The 15,946-nt window shown below is 47.9% G+C and carries 13 protein-coding genes; 11 read left to right on the forward strand and 2 right to left on the reverse strand.

Annotated features, from left to right (window positions below; genetic code table 11):
* The first annotated feature begins 85 nt into the window (after positions 1-85).
* The 10 genes from H7R39_RS02750 to H7R39_RS02795 all read left to right on the forward strand — a co-directional run bounded on the left by H7R39_RS02750 (position 86) and on the right by H7R39_RS02795 (position 10,020).
* On the forward strand, positions 86-1,165 hold the full coding sequence (locus H7R39_RS02750) for a WD40 repeat domain-containing protein (RefSeq protein ID WP_185897864.1): 1,080 nt from the start codon (positions 86-88) through the stop codon (positions 1,163-1,165).
* Between the two features lie 15 nt (positions 1,166-1,180).
* The gene (nosZ, locus tag H7R39_RS02755; RefSeq protein ID WP_185897865.1) at positions 1,181-3,775 is read left to right on the forward strand and encodes a Sec-dependent nitrous-oxide reductase; all 2,595 of its coding nucleotides are present in this window, start codon (positions 1,181-1,183) and stop codon (positions 3,773-3,775) included.
* Between the two features lie 135 nt (positions 3,776-3,910).
* Positions 3,911-4,672: a cytochrome C gene (locus H7R39_RS02760; protein WP_185897866.1), complete on the forward strand. Its 762-nt coding sequence runs from the start codon at positions 3,911-3,913 to the stop codon at positions 4,670-4,672.
* Positions 4,669-5,904: a nitrous oxide reductase family maturation protein NosD gene (locus tag H7R39_RS02765; RefSeq protein ID WP_185897867.1), complete on the forward strand. Its 1,236-nt coding sequence runs from the start codon at positions 4,669-4,671 to the stop codon at positions 5,902-5,904. The genes H7R39_RS02760 and H7R39_RS02765 overlap by 4 nt, the downstream gene beginning before the upstream one ends.
* A complete protein-coding gene (locus H7R39_RS02770; RefSeq protein WP_185897868.1) occupies positions 5,901-6,581 on the forward strand; it encodes a 4Fe-4S dicluster domain-containing protein in 681 nt (226 codons plus the stop codon). The genes H7R39_RS02765 and H7R39_RS02770 overlap by 4 nt, the downstream gene beginning before the upstream one ends.
* 2 nt (positions 6,582-6,583) lie before the next feature.
* On the forward strand, positions 6,584-7,156 hold the full coding sequence (locus H7R39_RS02775) for a c-type cytochrome (RefSeq protein ID WP_185897869.1): 573 nt from the start codon (positions 6,584-6,586) through the stop codon (positions 7,154-7,156).
* A gap of 9 nt (positions 7,157-7,165) precedes the next feature.
* Entirely contained in the window at positions 7,166-7,621 is a 456-nt protein-coding gene (locus H7R39_RS02780; RefSeq protein ID WP_185897870.1) for a c-type cytochrome, read from the forward strand.
* Positions 7,622-7,624: 3 nt separating this feature from the next.
* Positions 7,625-8,530, forward strand: a complete 906-nt coding sequence (locus H7R39_RS02785) for a NapH/MauN family ferredoxin-type protein (protein WP_185897871.1) — start codon at positions 7,625-7,627, stop codon at positions 8,528-8,530.
* A 10-nt stretch (positions 8,531-8,540) separates the two neighbouring features.
* On the forward strand, positions 8,541-9,200 hold the full coding sequence (locus H7R39_RS02790; RefSeq protein ID WP_185897872.1) for an ABC transporter ATP-binding protein: 660 nt from the start codon (positions 8,541-8,543) through the stop codon (positions 9,198-9,200).
* On the forward strand, positions 9,193-10,020 hold the full coding sequence (locus H7R39_RS02795) for an ABC transporter permease (RefSeq protein WP_185897873.1): 828 nt from the start codon (positions 9,193-9,195) through the stop codon (positions 10,018-10,020). The genes H7R39_RS02790 and H7R39_RS02795 overlap by 8 nt, the downstream gene beginning before the upstream one ends.
* 142 nt (positions 10,021-10,162) lie before the next feature.
* Here H7R39_RS02795 and H7R39_RS02800 read toward each other — a convergent pair whose 3' ends face one another.
* Both H7R39_RS02800 and H7R39_RS02805 read right to left on the reverse strand, forming a co-directional pair.
* Positions 10,163-13,645 carry an acyl-[ACP]--phospholipid O-acyltransferase gene (locus tag H7R39_RS02800; protein ID WP_185897874.1) on the reverse strand — a complete coding sequence of 1,161 codons (3,483 nt, stop codon included), beginning with the start codon at positions 13,643-13,645 and terminating at the stop codon, positions 10,163-10,165.
* Positions 13,642-14,292, reverse strand: a complete 651-nt coding sequence (locus H7R39_RS02805; protein WP_185897875.1) for a MerR family transcriptional regulator — start codon at positions 14,290-14,292, stop codon at positions 13,642-13,644. Before H7R39_RS02805 ends, H7R39_RS02800 begins: the two co-directional genes overlap by 4 nt.
* 130 nt (positions 14,293-14,422) lie before the next feature.
* On the opposite strand from H7R39_RS02805, the gene H7R39_RS02810 reads away from it, so the two are divergent.
* Complete coding sequence (locus tag H7R39_RS02810; RefSeq protein WP_185897876.1) at positions 14,423-15,814, forward strand: amidohydrolase family protein; 1,392 nt, start codon at positions 14,423-14,425, stop codon at positions 15,812-15,814.
* Positions 15,815-15,946 lie beyond the last annotated feature (132 nt).

Here is a 15,946-nt window from a genome sequence, read left to right on the forward strand (position 1 = left end):
TAACGATTTTGATTTAAATCAATATACTTTAAGCCTTCCGGTTGTATAGTTTCATTAATAGAAAATTTAAATTTGAAAGACATTTATGAAAATTATAGCGCTCGTATGCGCTCTATTTGTTTTCTCCTTCGCAAGCGATGTTAGCGCTACGGCTAGCCTCGACGTAAAAAGCTGCGCATATAGCGAGCAAAACAAAACACTAGCCGTCTACGATGCCAAAAATTCGCTAAAAATACTTAATCAAAAAGACTTAAAACCCATAAGCAAATTTGACGTTAAAACGGACGAGATAACCTCTCTGGCTTTTGACGGCGCAAATTTATACGCAGGATTTGCGAGCGGCGAGGTAGCTAAATTTAGCGATGATTTTAGCTCTTTTGCCGGCATGCTAAATCTTTCAAATTTAAGCCTTGATACGCAGATAACGCACCTTCACGTCGCAAAGGGCAAAATTTACGCGGTTGCCGGCAAAGACGCCTTTGTCTCCTACGACATTGCATCAAAAAAGCTGACGCGCGCGAATCTTAACGGCGCATACCGTATCGCAACCTGTAAAATTTTAAACGGCGCCGCGCTGATAACCAGCTGGGATAGATCGGTTTTTAGCGTAAATTTAAGCACGATGCGGGCAAAAAATCTGGGCAAGTTAAAATCCGTAGCCTTGAGTGCGGCGGAGATAAACTCGGGCGTGATTTTCGGACTTGCTAGTGGCGAGATAGCCAGCCTCAAATTTGACGCAGACGAAAATTTAACGAACGAAAATTTAGCAAGCAAGCAGCCTAGCGCGGCAAATTTGGCCGCCGAAGCAAATTTAACTCAAACAAGCGACAAAGAAAACGCAAGCGTAAATTTGACCGCCGTCAAAAATACACAAAACAAAGCGGATCTAAATTTGACTAACGGCAAAGCAAACGCAAATTTGACGGACGCAGAAATTCAAATTTACAAAATCTCAAATTCGCGCATTAAAAGCCTACTGATCATGCAGGATAAAGTTTATATCGGGCTTGGAAACGGCGAAATTTTACGAAGCGACGCTGAGTTTAAACAGATAGAAAAAATAGGCAAAAACTCCGACACCGTGATAAAAGTTTTTAACGACGAAGATAGCGTCATAGCCGTTAGCATAAACGGCGAGATCCAAATTTACAAGAAAAAATCTTAGGAAAGGAGATTTTCAATGAACAAACTACTTAGTTGCGGTATCGTTGCGGCTGCGGGCCTCGCGTTTACCGTTAGCAGCGCGTGTGCATCGGGTAGCGACCTACAAGCTATCATGAAAGCGCGCGGGCTAACGGAAAAAGACATCCTAGCGGCCGCTAAAACGTATCAGCCAAGCGGTAAAAAAGACGACTACATCGTATTTTCCTCAGGAGGCCAAAGCGGACAGGTGATGGTTTACGGCGTGCCTTCGATGAGGATTTACAAGTATATCGGCGTCTTTACGCCCGAGCCTTGGCAGGGATATGGCTACGACGAGGAGTCTAAAGCCATCCTAAAAAGCGGCGCCATCAGAGGCAAACAAATCACGTGGGGCGACACTCACCACCCTGCTCTTACGGAGAAAAACGGCGAATACGTCGGCGATTATCTTTTTATCAACGACAAGGCCAACCCTCGCATTGCGGTGATAAATTTACACGATTTTGAGACGACTCAGATCGTGGTTAACCCTATCATGAAAAGCGAACACGGCGGTAGCTTTATCACTCCAAACAGCGAATACGTCATCGAAGCGGCGCAGTACGCGGCTCCGCTAGATAACGGCTATCACTCGATGGACGAATACGAAGCGGTTTTCCGCGGCGCGGTAACGTTTTGGAAATTCGACTATCCAAAAGGTAAGATAGACGAGAAAGCCTCCTTCTCGCTCGAGCTTCCTCCGTACTGGCAGGACCTAAGCGACGCCGGTAAGGGCGAGAGCTTCGGCTGGGCGTTTACAAACTCGATAAACTCCGAGATGTATACGGGCGGTATCGAAAAGGGCTTGCCTCCGTTTGAAGCGGGCGCGAGCAGAAACGACACTGACTATTTGCACGTTTATAACTGGCAAATTTTAGAAAAACTAGCTCAGGATAAGAAAAACTATATGGAGATAAACGGCCATAGAGTAGTTACGATAGACGCCGCGGTTAAAGCCGGCGCGCTATTTTTGATCCCTGAACCAAAGAGCCCGCACGGCGTAGACGTCACTCCTGACGGCCGCTATATCGTTATCGGCGGCAAGCTAGATACTCACGCGACGGTTTATGATTTTAAAAAGATCAAAAACCTAATCGACAAAAAAGAGTTCGCCGGCACCGATCCGTACGGCATCCCTGTGCTTGATATGGCAAAGAGCTTGCAAGGACAAGTCGAGCTTGGCCTTGGACCTCTGCACAACTCTTTTGACGAAAAAGACGGCATCATCTATACCTCTCTTTACGTCGATAGCCAGATCGTGAAATGGGACTATAAAAATTTAAAAGTTCTAGATAGGATCAACGTCCACTACAATATCGGACACCTTGATACTATGGAGGGAAAATCGTCAAAACCTAAGGGCAAATACGCTATCGCTCTTGATAAACTTTCGATCGATCGCTTTAACCCGGTAGGCCCTCTTCACCCGCAAAACCACCAGCTTATCGACATCGCTGGTGCTAAGATGGAGCTTTTATACGATATGCCGATACCTCTTGGCGAGCCTCACGACGTAGTTTCTATCGCGGCTAGCAAGCTAAAACCTGCTACTACATACACGATGGGAACAAACTCTCGCACGGGCAAAGAAAGTCCGTTCGTAACTCTTGCCGGACAAGAAAGAGTCGAGCGTAACGGCAAAAACGTAACCGTTTATGCTACGATGATCAGAAGTCACATCAACCCTGAGCACATCGAGGTAAATAAAGGCGACAACGTAACTATCCACTTAACAAACCTAGAGCGCGCGCAGGACGAGACGCACGGCTTTACCGTGGATCTTTACAACATCCATGCGTCTTTAGAGCCGGGTAAAACAGCGACCGTAAATTTCGTAGCGGACGAAGAGGGCGTGTTCCCTTACTACTGCACCGAATTTTGCTCTGCGCTGCACCTTGAGATGATGGGTTACTTGCTAGTTAAAGATCCGAACAAAAAATACGAATCCGCCAAAGCAAGCAAGCTAAAAACCCTAAGCCCAGAAGCTCTAAAAGCCGAATACGATAAAGTAATCGCTACAAACAAAGCTACCGACGAGGTTATCCAAAGCGTCGTTACGTATCTAAAAGAGAAGCATTACGAAAAATATCCTAAGGTAAAAGAGCTAGTTACCGACGCGCTGGATCAGTACGGCAAAATCCCTGAAGTAAAAGCAAAAGCCGACGAAGCCTACAAAAAAGGCGACGTAAACGGCGCGATCCTATGGGAGTACCAAGTATGGCAGTATATGGTTAAAACCGCAGACGTCGGCCTAAGAGCTAAAAACAATCTCGCTAAAGAGATCGCTACGCCTATGAGCCCGGCTGCCGCTAAAGGCGAGGAAGCCTATCTAAAAGGCGGTTGTAATGGCTGCCACGTCATCGGTCAGGTTAGCTCAGGCCCTGATCTAACCGGCGTTCTTTTGCGTCACGAAAACGGCGAGAAATGGGTGTTTGACTTTATCAAAGATCCTGCTAAATTTTACAACGACGAGTACGTCAAATCTATGATAGATTTCTTTAACCTCAGGATGCCTAATCAGCACATGAGCGACCAAGAGATCAAAGATATCATCGAATATCTAAAATGGATCGACGAAAACGCGGGAATGTAATCCAAATTTGATTCGGGCTTAGCAGTCCGAATCAGTTCGCTAAATTTGAGGCTCGGCGCGCGTAACCCGAGCCTCCTACGTTAAATTTAAAAAGCGTTTTGCGAAAAATTTTTTAAATTTAATAAAGGAGAAACGATGAAGAAGTATCAAATTTACACTATTATCGCGTTAGTCTTGATGACCGTTTGTTTTACGATCCCGGTGCTGGGCTTTTTTGGAGCCAAGGCTAAGATCGCCGCGGGCGAGCCGCTTGCCGGATATTCGTATAAAATTTACGACCTTTACACCTCGTTTCAGTACAAAAACCACCTGATGTCAAAGGACGTCGCAAGCAGTCTGGAAAAGATGATCGAGCAAAAAGCCGAGATCGGCACGCCATCTTTTCCTATCTGGTACGTCGCGCTTGAAGCGCCAAACTACCCTAAAGACGCCTTTCCCGACGGCATTCCGGTTTATTTTCACGTTGACGGATACGGCGGCGACGTGCATGAGATGAACACCATAAACCACTACATAGGCATGTATCCGATGGAGCACGGCGGCAACGTCGAGCGCGCGATTGCGCCTTATTATCTGCTCATTTCCACGCTTTGCATGCTAGCCTTTTTATACTACGACGGCAAATTTAACTCCCTGCTCATGGTACTTCCGACCATCGCTCCGCTGCTTTTTATGGGCGCATTTGCGGGTTGGCTTTATTGGTACGGGCACAATATGCAAGAGTGGGGCGCGTTTAAGATAAAACCGTTTATGCCGACCGTGCTTGGCGACGGCAAGGTCGCGCAATTTACGACGCACTCGTATCCTAGCATAGGATTTTGGGTGATGATGGCTATGAGCGCGCTTTGTATCCTAGCCGTATTTTCAAAGAAAAAAGAGCTCAAAGACGCGAAATGAAATTTAAGCTTTTGCTCTTTTGCGCGCTAAATTTGACGGCCTTCGCCGGCCCGCTGCAAGACGCTATAAACGCTGCGGAACCGGGCGACATCTTGCGCCTAAACGACGGCCTTTACGAGGGGAATATCATAATCGATAAACCGCTCTCAATCATAGGTAAAGGCCAAGATGCGATCATCAGAGGCGACCGCAAATCAAGCGTGATAAAAGTAACGGCAAAAAACGTTAAACTCATAAATTTAAACATCGAAGGCAGCGGCACGAGTCAGATGAACTTAGACGCGGGCATAAGCTGCGCAAAGGGCAATAATATTTTAGTCGAGAAAAGCCGCTTTAAAGACGTGCTTTTCGGTATCGAGCTATCAGAATGCAACCAAGCCGTCATCAGAGATAATAACATCACTTCAAAAGAGGGCTTTGACGTGCCTAGACGCGGAGACGCGGTGCGCGCGTGGTATTCGCACGAAAATTTGATCGAGCGAAACTACGTCTATAACAGCCGCGATATCGTGGCGTGGTTTTCTAGCAACAACATAATCCGCAAAAATTTCGGCAAAAACAACCGATACGCCGTACATACGATGTATTCGGCGGACAACCTCATCGAGGATAACGAATTTAGCGGCGGTGCCGTGGGGATGTATTTTATGTTTTCTACAAATTCTCTCGTGCGCCGAAACGTGATAATAAACTCAAACGGAGCGTTTGGGGTGGGTATCGCGCTAAAAGACGCCTCGGGATTTAACATTAGAGAAAATACCTTTTTGTATAACTCGCGCGGCATCTACTCCGACCGCTCGCCGTTAAATCCGGGCACCGTAAACACCCTCAAAAACAATCAAATTTTATACAACGTCATCGGGCTGCAAATGCACGCGACGCAGGAAAAAAGCGTGTTTAAGGGCAATGATTTTATCGGCAACATGGAAACGGCTATCAACGACACTCCGGGCTCAAAGATCGAGCTAAACGAGTGGAGCGGTAATTATTTCGACGAATACGAAGGCTTAGACGTCGATAGAGACGGTATCGGCGATACGCCATACTTGCACTTCGTTTACGCCGACAAGCTTTGGCAGTATTATCCGACTCTGCGCTTTTTCTACGGTTCGACCGTGATTAGCGGGCTAAATTTCCTAGCTAAGCTTGCGCCTTTTTCCGAGCCGCTCAAGCTTTTAGAGGACGGCTCTCCTAAAATGCGCCCAAACAACGCTCAAAAGGCAACGCTATGAATAGACGAAATTTTATCGCCCTAACGGCAGGCGCGGCGGCCGCAGGCTACGGCATCGGATATTTTTTACCCAAAACGCGCGCGGACGAGCTTTTTTTACGGCCTCCCGGAGCTGTTAAAAATTTCGAATCGCTCTGCATAAAATGCGGCCAGTGCGTGCAAGTCTGCCCATATCACAGCATCGAACTACTAGACATCGCGCAGGGCTACTCAAACGGCACGTCCTACATCGACGCGCACGAGCGAGGCTGCTATCTGTGCGACCTTTTTCCTTGCGTTTTAGCCTGTCCCAGCGGCGCGCTAGATCACGCCACGACGCAGATCAGCGACGTAAAGATGGGCGTGGGCGTGCTAAGGGAGCATGAAGCCTGTCTAGCATACAAAAACGAAAACGTAAATTTAAGCAGCGTTACGAAAATGCTTGAGCGTAAAATTTACAACGACCGCGAGCAAGCCGTAAAAGACGCCGTCCAAAATAGCGTGGATAAGCCCTGCGATCTGTGCGTTAGCCTCTGCCCGGTCGGAGACGCCGCCATAACGATGGCAAAAAGCGACGGGCGAAATTTGCCCGAATTTAAACAAGGCTGCGTCGGATGCGGAGTGTGCGCCGAGGTTTGCCCGGCACAGATCATCGATATAGCGCCAAACCGCAGCTATGACGAAATTTACAAAGGATAAAAATGAGAAATAAAATTTTAGGCTGTCTCGCGGCTCTCGCCGCCGCCATGCTGATAACCGGCTGTGAGAGCAAGGATGATAAAAAACCGACGACGCAAGCGGCAAAAACGCAAGCGACGCCCGTTGCCGCAGGCATGATAGAGACGCAAAAAGCGGACGCTAACGCAACCGCGCAAAAAGACTACGATCAGTTTATGAGCTACGACATAAACGGCAAAAAGAGAGTCAAATTCGGCCTAGATGACGAAGAGAGCGAGACTAGCCGCTCAGTCGGCGCGCTAGCGATGGTGCGAAGCCCGCTACAAAGTATAAATTTAAAGCTCATCAAAGGGCGACTTAGCAAGGACTTTATCGTAAAATGCTCCGCCTGCCACGACGACTACGCCAACGGCATCATCGGCCCGTCGCTGCTAAATAAAACCTCGGATCAAATTTACGACATGATCGCCGCGTATAAGAGCAAGCAAAAGGCAAATCCTTTGATGAAAGATCTGGTGCGCGGCATGGACGAGGCGCAGATCAGGGCGATGGCTAACGAGATTAGCGAATTTAACGAGCAATTTAGAAAAAAATAGGAGGCTAAAATGGGAAAGAAAATAGCGATAATCTTTGGAGTTTTGGTACTTGCGCTCATGGTTTTTATGCTGACTAGCCAGCCGTCGGCACCTATAAAGGACGCTAGCAGGCCCGAGCTAAAACCGGCGCAGCAAACGCAGCCAAAAGCCGCAAACGAAGAGATAAATTTGCAAGATAGCGAAGAGATAAAAAAGATCAAACAGCTACAAAACAGCGTCGCAAACCAGCCTAGCGAGGGCGTTAGCAAACGATACCTAACCTCCTGCGCGCCTTGCCACGGAGCAAACGGCAAGGGCGTGATGGCGCCTAGCATCGCGGGCAAAAGCAAGGACGAAATCCTAGCTTCGCTAAAAAACTACAAAGAGGGCAAGGTGCCAAATAGCCTGATGAAGGGGCTTCTTACAAACGTATCGGACGAGGATCTAGGCGCGTTAGCTGATGAAATTTCAAAATTTAAAGAGTAGAAAATGGACAAGTACGCCACGCGCTGCACGGTCGCCAAAGTCCCGTTTCTAAGCACGCTCACGGTAAAAAACGCCGAGGGCAAAAAGCGCCTTAGCATCCGCGCTTGGCGGCTCATGACGATCGCGCTGGTGCATATTTTGTTCGTGCTTTCTTACCGCGCGGATATTCAAATTTTAGAAGGCGACATCAGCGGATCAAGGATTTTAGGCTTTCACTTGACCGACGCTTTTATGAGCTTTCAGGTATTTGCCGCGACGCACGAGTTTCCGACAAATTTGATCATCGGCACGGCTACGATTTTGCTTTTTTACGCGCTTGTGGGCGGGCGAGCCTTTTGCGGCTGGATTTGCCCTTATACTTTTTTGGGCGAGATCGGCGAGAAAATACACGAAAATTTAGCTGCTAAAAAGATAATCAAACGCCGAAATTTCGATCCGAAATGGCGCTACGTCTTTACCGCGCTTTTTATCGCGATGAGTTTTGCCAGCGCGCAGCTCGTGTTTGAGATATTTAGCGTGACGGGTATAGTTTCTAGATTCGTCATTTACGGCTATTTTCATGCGATTTGGTTTGCGGTTTTTATACTTCTAGTCGAGATTTTCTACTCCCGCAGAGGCTGGTGCCGCTACGTCTGCCCCATCGGCGCGACGTACTCACTACTAACCCGCACCAACGCCGTTAAAGTTAGCTGGAACAAAGAGCGCTGCGACCACTGTTTAGTCTGCATAGATACCTGTCTCGTGCCGCACGTGCTAGAGATCACGAAGAAAAACGCTAAACTAGACGGCGACGAAAATAAAAAAGAATTTCGTCTCGTGGGCGGCGACTGCACGCTTTGCGGGCGCTGTATCGACGTATGTCACCACGACGCGCTGAAATTTGACAACGGCTTTAAAAAGCTCATCTAAAAGGATAAATTTGATAATCTTAAAAGACATCACAAAGGCTTTCGGCTCACAAAAGATACTGCAAAACGTAAATTTAAGCATAGAAAAGGGGCAAAAAACGGTCGTGCTAGGGCAAAACGGCGCCGGCAAAAGCTCGCTGATGCGTATAATCCTGGGCGAATTTAAGCCAAACAGCGGCGAGGTGCGAGTAAACGGCTTTGACCCTTTTACCGCGCGCAAAGAAGCTCTTAGCGTGATATCTTTCGTCCCACAAACGCCGCCGCCGCTTAAATTTAACCTAAAAGAGCTTTGCGAGTTCGTCTGCAAAAGCTCGGGCGTCGCTCAGAAAAACATAGAAAAATTTTGCGAGAAAATGGAGCTTGATCTAAAAGGAAATTTTCACAAGCCTTTTTACAAGCTCTCGGGCGGTATGAAGCAAAAAATGCTAATCGCAATCGCCTTTGCTAAAAACACCGAGGCCATGATGTTTGACGAGCCCACGGCAAATTTAGACCCGAAAGCCAGGCGAAATTTTATGGATCTGCTAGGCGAGTTTGCGCGCGAAAAGACGCTGGTTTTTATCTCGCACAGACTTGATGAGGTGCAGGGCATATCAAACCGCTACGTCGAGATGGACCTGGGGCAGATCATAAAAGACGAGCCGATCTATCAAGGAGGCGCGCATGCGTAACTTGCTACTCATCGCCAAACTAGACGTCGCCGAGTCGCTGCGCTCGCGCTGGTTTCTCATCTATATGCTAGTTTTTATGGGGCTTATCGTTACTTTTATTTTTAGCGGCGTGACGGACTCGCGGGTGCTCGGCTTTAGCGGGCTTACGCGGCTTTTGCTGCTTTTTATCCAAATTTGTATCATCATCGTGCCCATTTTTATCCTCATCTCGACCGTGCGCAGCATCAGCGCCGACCGCGATACGAACCTGCTTGAGTATATGCTTAGCTTTCCCGTTAGCCTGGGCGAATACTATTTCGGTAAGGCTTTGGGGCGTATTTTCGTCATTTTCGTGCCGCTTTTGCTCTCTTTTGCAATTGCGGTGATTGCGGGGCTAGTTAAAAAAATAGAAATCCCGTGGAATATCCTAACCCTCTACACCGCCCTACTTTTCGCGCTTAGCTTCGTGTTTTTGTCGTTTGGATTTCTCATCTCATCAATGATCAAAAATCAAGAAATGGGTCAAGGCGTCGCATTTTTACTCTGGCTTATCTTGCTGGCGTTTTTAGATCTCGCGCTGATCGGCTTTTTGATGAAAAGCAACGTGCGCGAGGATATCATCTTTTTTATCGCGCTCATTAACCCCATCGAGGTCTTTAGGATTGCGGCGATTAGCCTGTTTGATCCGAATTTAGCCGTGATCGGAGTGGCGTCGAATTTCGTATTAAACAACTTTAGTGCGTTTGGATTTGTGATTTACTCGATTTTTTATCCGCTGATTTTAGGCGCGATTATGCTTGTCGGGGGGTATTTTATCTTTAGCAGCAGGGATTTGGTGTAAATTTGACTCGTTTGCTGAGTCAAATTTACGTTATTTCGCTAGCTTTTGCGGGCTTAAATTTAACTCGCAAATTTAAGCCCGTTTCGTCGAATTTGCAAATTTAGGGCGTCAAATTTCGCCGCCCCAAATTTACCGCTCAAATTCACGCTTCCTCCGCAGCGCCCAAATTTCCCTCGCCCAAGGCCAGCTGGGCCGCTAGCTTTTTGCTTGATTTAAAGTCCACTTTGCCCGTTCCCAGCACCGGTACGGCATCTACTTTGTAAATCTTTGAAGGCTGCATGATGGACGGTATCGCAGATGCCCTGATGCGCGCACCCAGCTCCTCCTCGCCGATCTCACCGCTAAAGAGCATGACGACTTGCTCGCCCTTTTTCTCGTCGGCGACGTTGGTGCAGACAAAGGTCGCCTCATCGCCCAGCACGGATGAGATTTGAGCCTCGACCGCGCCCAGGCTTATCATCTCGCCGCCGATTTTAGCAAAGCGAGATAGCCTATCCGTGATCGTTAGGAAGCCCGCCTCGTCCAAAAAGCCGATGTCGCCGCTGTTATAGTAGCGCACGCCGTCTAGCTCGACAATCGCTTCTTTCGTGCGCTCCTCGTCCTCGTAGTAGCCCTTCATCACCTGATGGCCGCCGATTAGGATGAGGCCCGCCTGCCCGTTTTCTAGCTTTGCTAGGTTTGTAGGATCGCAGATTCTTATTATCGTGCCCGCAGTCGGTAGACCCACGCTGCCCTCTTTTGAGAAAACAAGCTCTTTAAAAAACTCGGGCTCTAGCACGTTTGCGGTATTTACGCTAACGACGGGCGAGGTCTCGGTCGTGCCGTAGCCTTCGTAAATTTCGACGCCGAATTTCATCTTAAACTCGCGCTTAACGGCTGCGTTTAGCTTCTCCGCGCCGGCGATCGCGTAGCGGATCGTAGAAAACATCAGCGGATTTAGCTTTTTGTTTTTGGTGTAGAGCCTAAAAAACGTCGACGTGCCAAACATTATCGTCGCGTGGTATTTAGCAACCATCTTGCCCACGGCAAAGGCGTCTGTGGGATCAGGCACGTGAGCCGAGGCGATACCCTCGCTAAGCGGAAAAAAGGTCGCCGCAGTAAGCCCAAACGAGTGAAATATCGGTAGCGACGCTAAGATAACGTCGTTGCCGTCCGTGTTTACGATCTCTGAAATTTGCTTGATGTTAGCCATTATGTTTTTATGCGTTAGCACGATGCCCTTTGGCGTGCCTTCGCTGCCGCTGCTAAAGAGTATCGTTGCATCATCGTCGATGCGAACGTCGCGAAAATATATAAGCTCAAGCAGCCAGCGCGGCATCAAAATCGCCTTTAGCATCGCGCAAATTTTATCGGCTTTGCTTATGCCCTGCGCGACGTCTTCGAGGTAGATTAGTCTGCCCTTTAGAGATTCTTCCAGCTCAAAGCCGCGAGCCTTTAGCTTGGCGATAAACTGGCGCGACGTGATTATGCTTCTTAACCCAGCCTTGTCCGCGCAGCCGATCAAATTTTGCTCGCTAAGCGTGTAGTTTAGATTTACGCTTATCTTGCCTCTGATAAATAGTATCAAATTTATAATGCTACCCATCACCGAGGAGGGCAGTATCACGCCGACGTTTCGCTCTTTTAAAAACGCAAATTTAAATTTGGACAAAAATACTAGCACCGTCGCGATAACCTTGAGATTGTTTAGATCAGCGCCCGTGCTATCTACCATCGAGCGTTTAAACAGATTTGCTTTAGCGTGTTTTAGCCAGCTAAACTGCATAGGCTCAAGGGTTTTTAGATACTCGGCCCAGCTAAAAAACGACAGCTCGACGACCTTTTCGCGCACCTGCGGGGCTTTGGTTTCAGGTGCCAAAGGCGCGCCGAAGCTCACCCTGATAGCGCGCTTGCCGTCTATTTTACGGCTGATCTTTTGGTAGTATTTTTGAGCGCGCGAGAAGCTCGAACCCCAAAGACCGCGCAGATAAAACGGCACGATGACGGAGTTCGTATCGCTTGCGGCTATCTCGTAACCGTGCGCGAACTCGTCTATCTGGCCGTTATAGCTGATGTGACCCTCAGGAAACAGCGCCACCACGTCGCCAGCGTCTAGGCACTCACGGATCTTTTCTAGCGCGCTTTTGCTCGCTCCTGCTCCTATCGGGATCACGTCAAATAAATTTAACAGCCATTTTAGGTACCAAATTTCATAAAAGCTCTTATGCATCGCAAATCTGATCGGGCGCGGAGAGGCCATCTGCAGTACCGCCCAGTCTATCCAGCTCATGTGGTTGCCAAGTAGCAACACGCCGCCTTTTTGCGGGATATTTTCGACGCCGTCGACGTTGATCGTGTATCCGATCCTAAAAAACGGCATGATAAGCAAACGAGTAAAAAGATGCGGCAGGTACTTTATCGCTACCAGCGCGCAGATAAGCACGCTAAAAGAGGTAATGACGAAGATTCCCGGCGTACTAACCGCAAATATGCTAAACGCCATCGCAAGCAGTAAAAACGCCGCCATAAAGATGTTTTGGATAAAGTTACTGCCCGCTAGCGTGCGGCCCATCTGCTCTTCGGGCGTGAAAAACTGGATATTTGCGTTTAGCGGCACGATGAAAATGCCGCCGCTAAAACCGAACAAAAACGATGCCAGCGTCATAAACGCAGCACTTGAACCCTGCGCGAACATAAGCAGCGAAACAAAAAGCCCGAGCGCGCCAAAAGGCACGATGCCCATCTCGATGTGATTTTTCGAGTAGCTGCCCGCTAGCGCCGAGCCGGCGACTAGACCGATGGTGCTAACGGCTAAAATAGCCTGCACGATCATGACGTTATTATCCGCGCTCATAGCCTTGTAGTGAGCGGGGAAAACGGCGATAACCAGCTGCGCCACCGCCCAGAAAACAGAAAGTCCCAGCGTACATAAAAAGGCGTTTTTGTTGTTAAAGATGTGCTTCGTGTTTTCTTTTAGGTAGCCTAGTTTAAAGTACTTTTTCGCGTCAAATTTAAGCTCCGCGTCGGTTGCCTCGAAAAACGGAATCTTAAACGTAAAAATCGTCTCGGCTACCGAGCAAACAAAAAGTATTGCGCCGATAAACCAGACCGATTTTATCATCTCACCGGCATCCGTACTAGTAGCGGCGTAGCTCTCAAAAATCGCCGAGAAAACAAACGAACCAAGCAAAATCGCTACGATAGTAAAGGCCTGCACGATACCGTTTGCCGCGCCCAGCTTTTCTGCGCCTACGATTTTTTTGATAAGGCCGTATTTGGCGGGGCTATATACCGCGCTTTGCACCGCTAGCAGCAGCGTCGTGCCAAACGCCACGTAAAACCAGCCGCAAAGGTAGCTTATAGTGATAAAAAGCGTGAGTAAAATTTCGCTCGCCGCCGCGTATCTCGTGATGCGGGTGCGCGAAAATTTATCGTTTAAAAAGCCCGAAACGCTAAAAAGCATGATGTAGGGCAGCAAGATTAGCAAATTTACGAGCGAAGTCAGGATGATCTGTAAATTTTCATCCTCGATGCTCTTAAAAAGTATGTTTTGGATCGTGATCTTGTGGCCAAGATCGACGACCGCGTTGATAAACATAACTATCAAAAAGGGCAAAAAGCCCCTAACCGAAAAAACGCCTTTCATTTGTTCTCCTTTTTGTAGGCATCGAATGTGTGAAAATTTAAGATGTAGGGTTTTAGGATCAAGATATTATCAAAAATGAGCTTTAAGGCCGCGTTTTTATCCTTTGCTTTCGCGTAAATTTCGCGCGCGCACTCGGCTTCGATTTTGGCCGTTTGTTTGGCTAAATTTATATAGGTCCGTAAAATTTCCTGCCCGCGCTCGCTCTTTTGCGTCTCTAGCACGATTTGCAGGATCTCGACCTCTTTTTCCGTTAGCTTGCCGCCGCGCATAAAGATAAATCCGTCTTTTATAAATTTATCCAGCTCAGCCTGGCTGATACCCAGCCTCTCGCACGCCTGCTCGGCGCTTAGCGTCTGGGCGAAATTTGACCCCATAAAGGTATCTAGCGAATCAAAAAGCGCCTCGTAGCAGCGCTTAAAGCTAAAGCCCTTTTGCTGCGTGAGCGCCTTGACCTCTTTTAGACTGAGGTGGAAGTTGCTCTGGACGTATTTGATGAAATTTAGCATCAAAAGCGTATCCTCGCCGTACTGATGCACGTTGTCTTTTACCTTCACGGGCTCTGGCAAAAGCCCTTCCTTGACGTAAAAGAGTATCGTTGATTTGGGCGTTTGCGATAGTTCGCAAAGCTCGCTCATCTTGTAGCTCATCTCTTTCCTTTCGTTAATTTTGACGAAATCTTACGCAAATTTAGCTTAGAAAATCATAAAGCGTAAAGCATCACTTGACACTTTTTAAAATTTAGGCTATGATTTCGCCAAATTTTAAAAAGGAGAAACGATGTTTCGAGATGTTTTTTACCGCGCGAACGAGCGCTTGGACGCTTTGGGTTTTAGTACAAATTTGATAGACGGAAAAACGGCGACAAACTTGGCCCGAGCAAACGCCGCAAGCCTTGGCTTAGTAGCTCGCAAAACGGAGGCAAATTTAACTCGCGCAAATTTAACCGAGCAAAACGCGCGGACAAATTTGAGCTCAAATTTGAGAGCGAGCGAGACGGCCGCGCCAAAAACGCTCGGGTTTTGCCAAAACGCGGCAAGTCAAATTTACGCCGAAAGCAAACGCGCTCAAACTAGCGTAAATTTGACGGCAAACGAAGCAAATTTAAGCGGATTTTCATCGGGCAAATTTAACGAAATCGCCGTGCGGGAGAGCGAACTTAGCGGCTTGCAAAGCGCAAATTTAACGCAGATAAAAACCGTCGATATCCACTCGCACTTGCTTAGCGCGGATGTGAAATTCGACCGATTTTACGATAAGCTAGCGCTTGCGTTTTTCGCTAAAAAATTTGACATAAACAGGCGCGAGCTTATAAAAAACGGCTTTGAGGGCTACAAAAGCAACTTCGCGCGGCTGATAAAAAGCTCGAATTTCGTCCAAAAGTCCGTGGTTTTCGGCGTCGATGCGAAATTTGACGAGAGCGGAAACCTCGTGCACAAGGACAAAACCGTCTGCGCCTCAAACGAGGATGTTTTTGCCTTTTGCGAGCAAAATCCAAACGAGGTCGTTCCGTTTTTTAGCGTAAATCCAAACCGCAAAGACGCGCTAAATTTGATCGAAAAATACCACAAAATGGGCTTTAAGGGCGGCAAACTACTGCACTCGTACTGGGAGACGGATCTAAACGACAAGCGCTACGAGCCCTATTTTAGGCTACTTAGCGAGCTTGGGCTACCGCTTGTTATCCACGTGGGCAACGAAAGCTCGCTCGCCTCAAACAAGGCGCTTGAGGGCATCGAGCAGCTAAAATCTCCGCTAAATCTTGGTTGCCGCATCGTCTGCGCTCACATGGGCGCTTCAAGCGACGGCGCTTTCACGGCGCTTTCTAGGGACCCAGAAAAATTCGGCGCAAATTACTTCACGCTACTTGGCTGGCTACGCGAATTTGACGGGCTTTACGCCGACGTCTCGGCGCTACTTTGCATAAACAAGGCCCGTATCCTGCCGCATCTAAAAACCCAAACCCAAATCCACGACAAAATCCTTTTTGGCACCGATTTTCCCGTGCCTTTTAGCGTGATTTTAAGCAGCTACGACCTGCCGTTTCGCGATCGGCTGGCGCTAAACCGCATCCAAAATCCGCTCGATCGCTACGTGCGCGCGATGAGTTTGTATTTTGGCGAGGATTCGCCGATTTTTAGTAACTATAAAAAGATTTTGGGGGAGATTTGAGCTTGGATTTGGGTGCAAATTTAATAGTGGGTGTGCAAATTTGAGCGCAGCTGGTAAAATTTGCATGTATTTTGACGGCGTAGCTTAAATTTCAACTTTTAAGTGCATAAAAAGCAAATTTAAGCCGCCGCC

It is taken from the genome of Campylobacter massiliensis (genome assembly GCF_014253065.1).
GTDB lineage: Bacteria > Campylobacterota > Campylobacteria > Campylobacterales > Campylobacteraceae > Campylobacter_A > Campylobacter_A massiliensis.

Bases quoted from the DNA above. Each gene is read 5' to 3' on its own strand.
- H7R39_RS02750 (WP_185897864.1), top strand. From the start codon at position 86: ATGAAAATTATAGCGCTCGTATGCGCTCTATTTGTTTTCTCCTTCGCA.
- nosZ (WP_185897865.1), top strand. From the start codon at position 1,181: ATGAACAAACTACTTAGTTGCGGTATCGTTGCGGCTGCGGGCCTCGCG.
- H7R39_RS02760 (WP_185897866.1), top strand. From the start codon at position 3,911: ATGAAGAAGTATCAAATTTACACTATTATCGCGTTAGTCTTGATGACC.
- H7R39_RS02765 (WP_185897867.1), top strand. From the start codon at position 4,669: ATGAAATTTAAGCTTTTGCTCTTTTGCGCGCTAAATTTGACGGCCTTC.
- H7R39_RS02770 (WP_185897868.1), top strand. From the start codon at position 5,901: ATGAATAGACGAAATTTTATCGCCCTAACGGCAGGCGCGGCGGCCGCA.
- H7R39_RS02775 (WP_185897869.1), top strand. From the start codon at position 6,584: ATGAGAAATAAAATTTTAGGCTGTCTCGCGGCTCTCGCCGCCGCCATG.
- H7R39_RS02780 (WP_185897870.1), top strand. From the start codon at position 7,166: ATGGGAAAGAAAATAGCGATAATCTTTGGAGTTTTGGTACTTGCGCTC.
- H7R39_RS02785 (WP_185897871.1), top strand. From the start codon at position 7,625: ATGGACAAGTACGCCACGCGCTGCACGGTCGCCAAAGTCCCGTTTCTA.
- H7R39_RS02795 (WP_185897873.1), top strand. From the start codon at position 9,193: ATGCGTAACTTGCTACTCATCGCCAAACTAGACGTCGCCGAGTCGCTG.
- H7R39_RS02800 (WP_185897874.1), bottom strand. From the start codon at position 13,645: ATGAAAGGCGTTTTTTCGGTTAGGGGCTTTTTGCCCTTTTTGATAGTT.
- H7R39_RS02805 (WP_185897875.1), bottom strand. From the start codon at position 14,292: ATGAGCTACAAGATGAGCGAGCTTTGCGAACTATCGCAAACGCCCAAA.
- H7R39_RS02810 (WP_185897876.1), top strand. From the start codon at position 14,423: ATGTTTCGAGATGTTTTTTACCGCGCGAACGAGCGCTTGGACGCTTTG.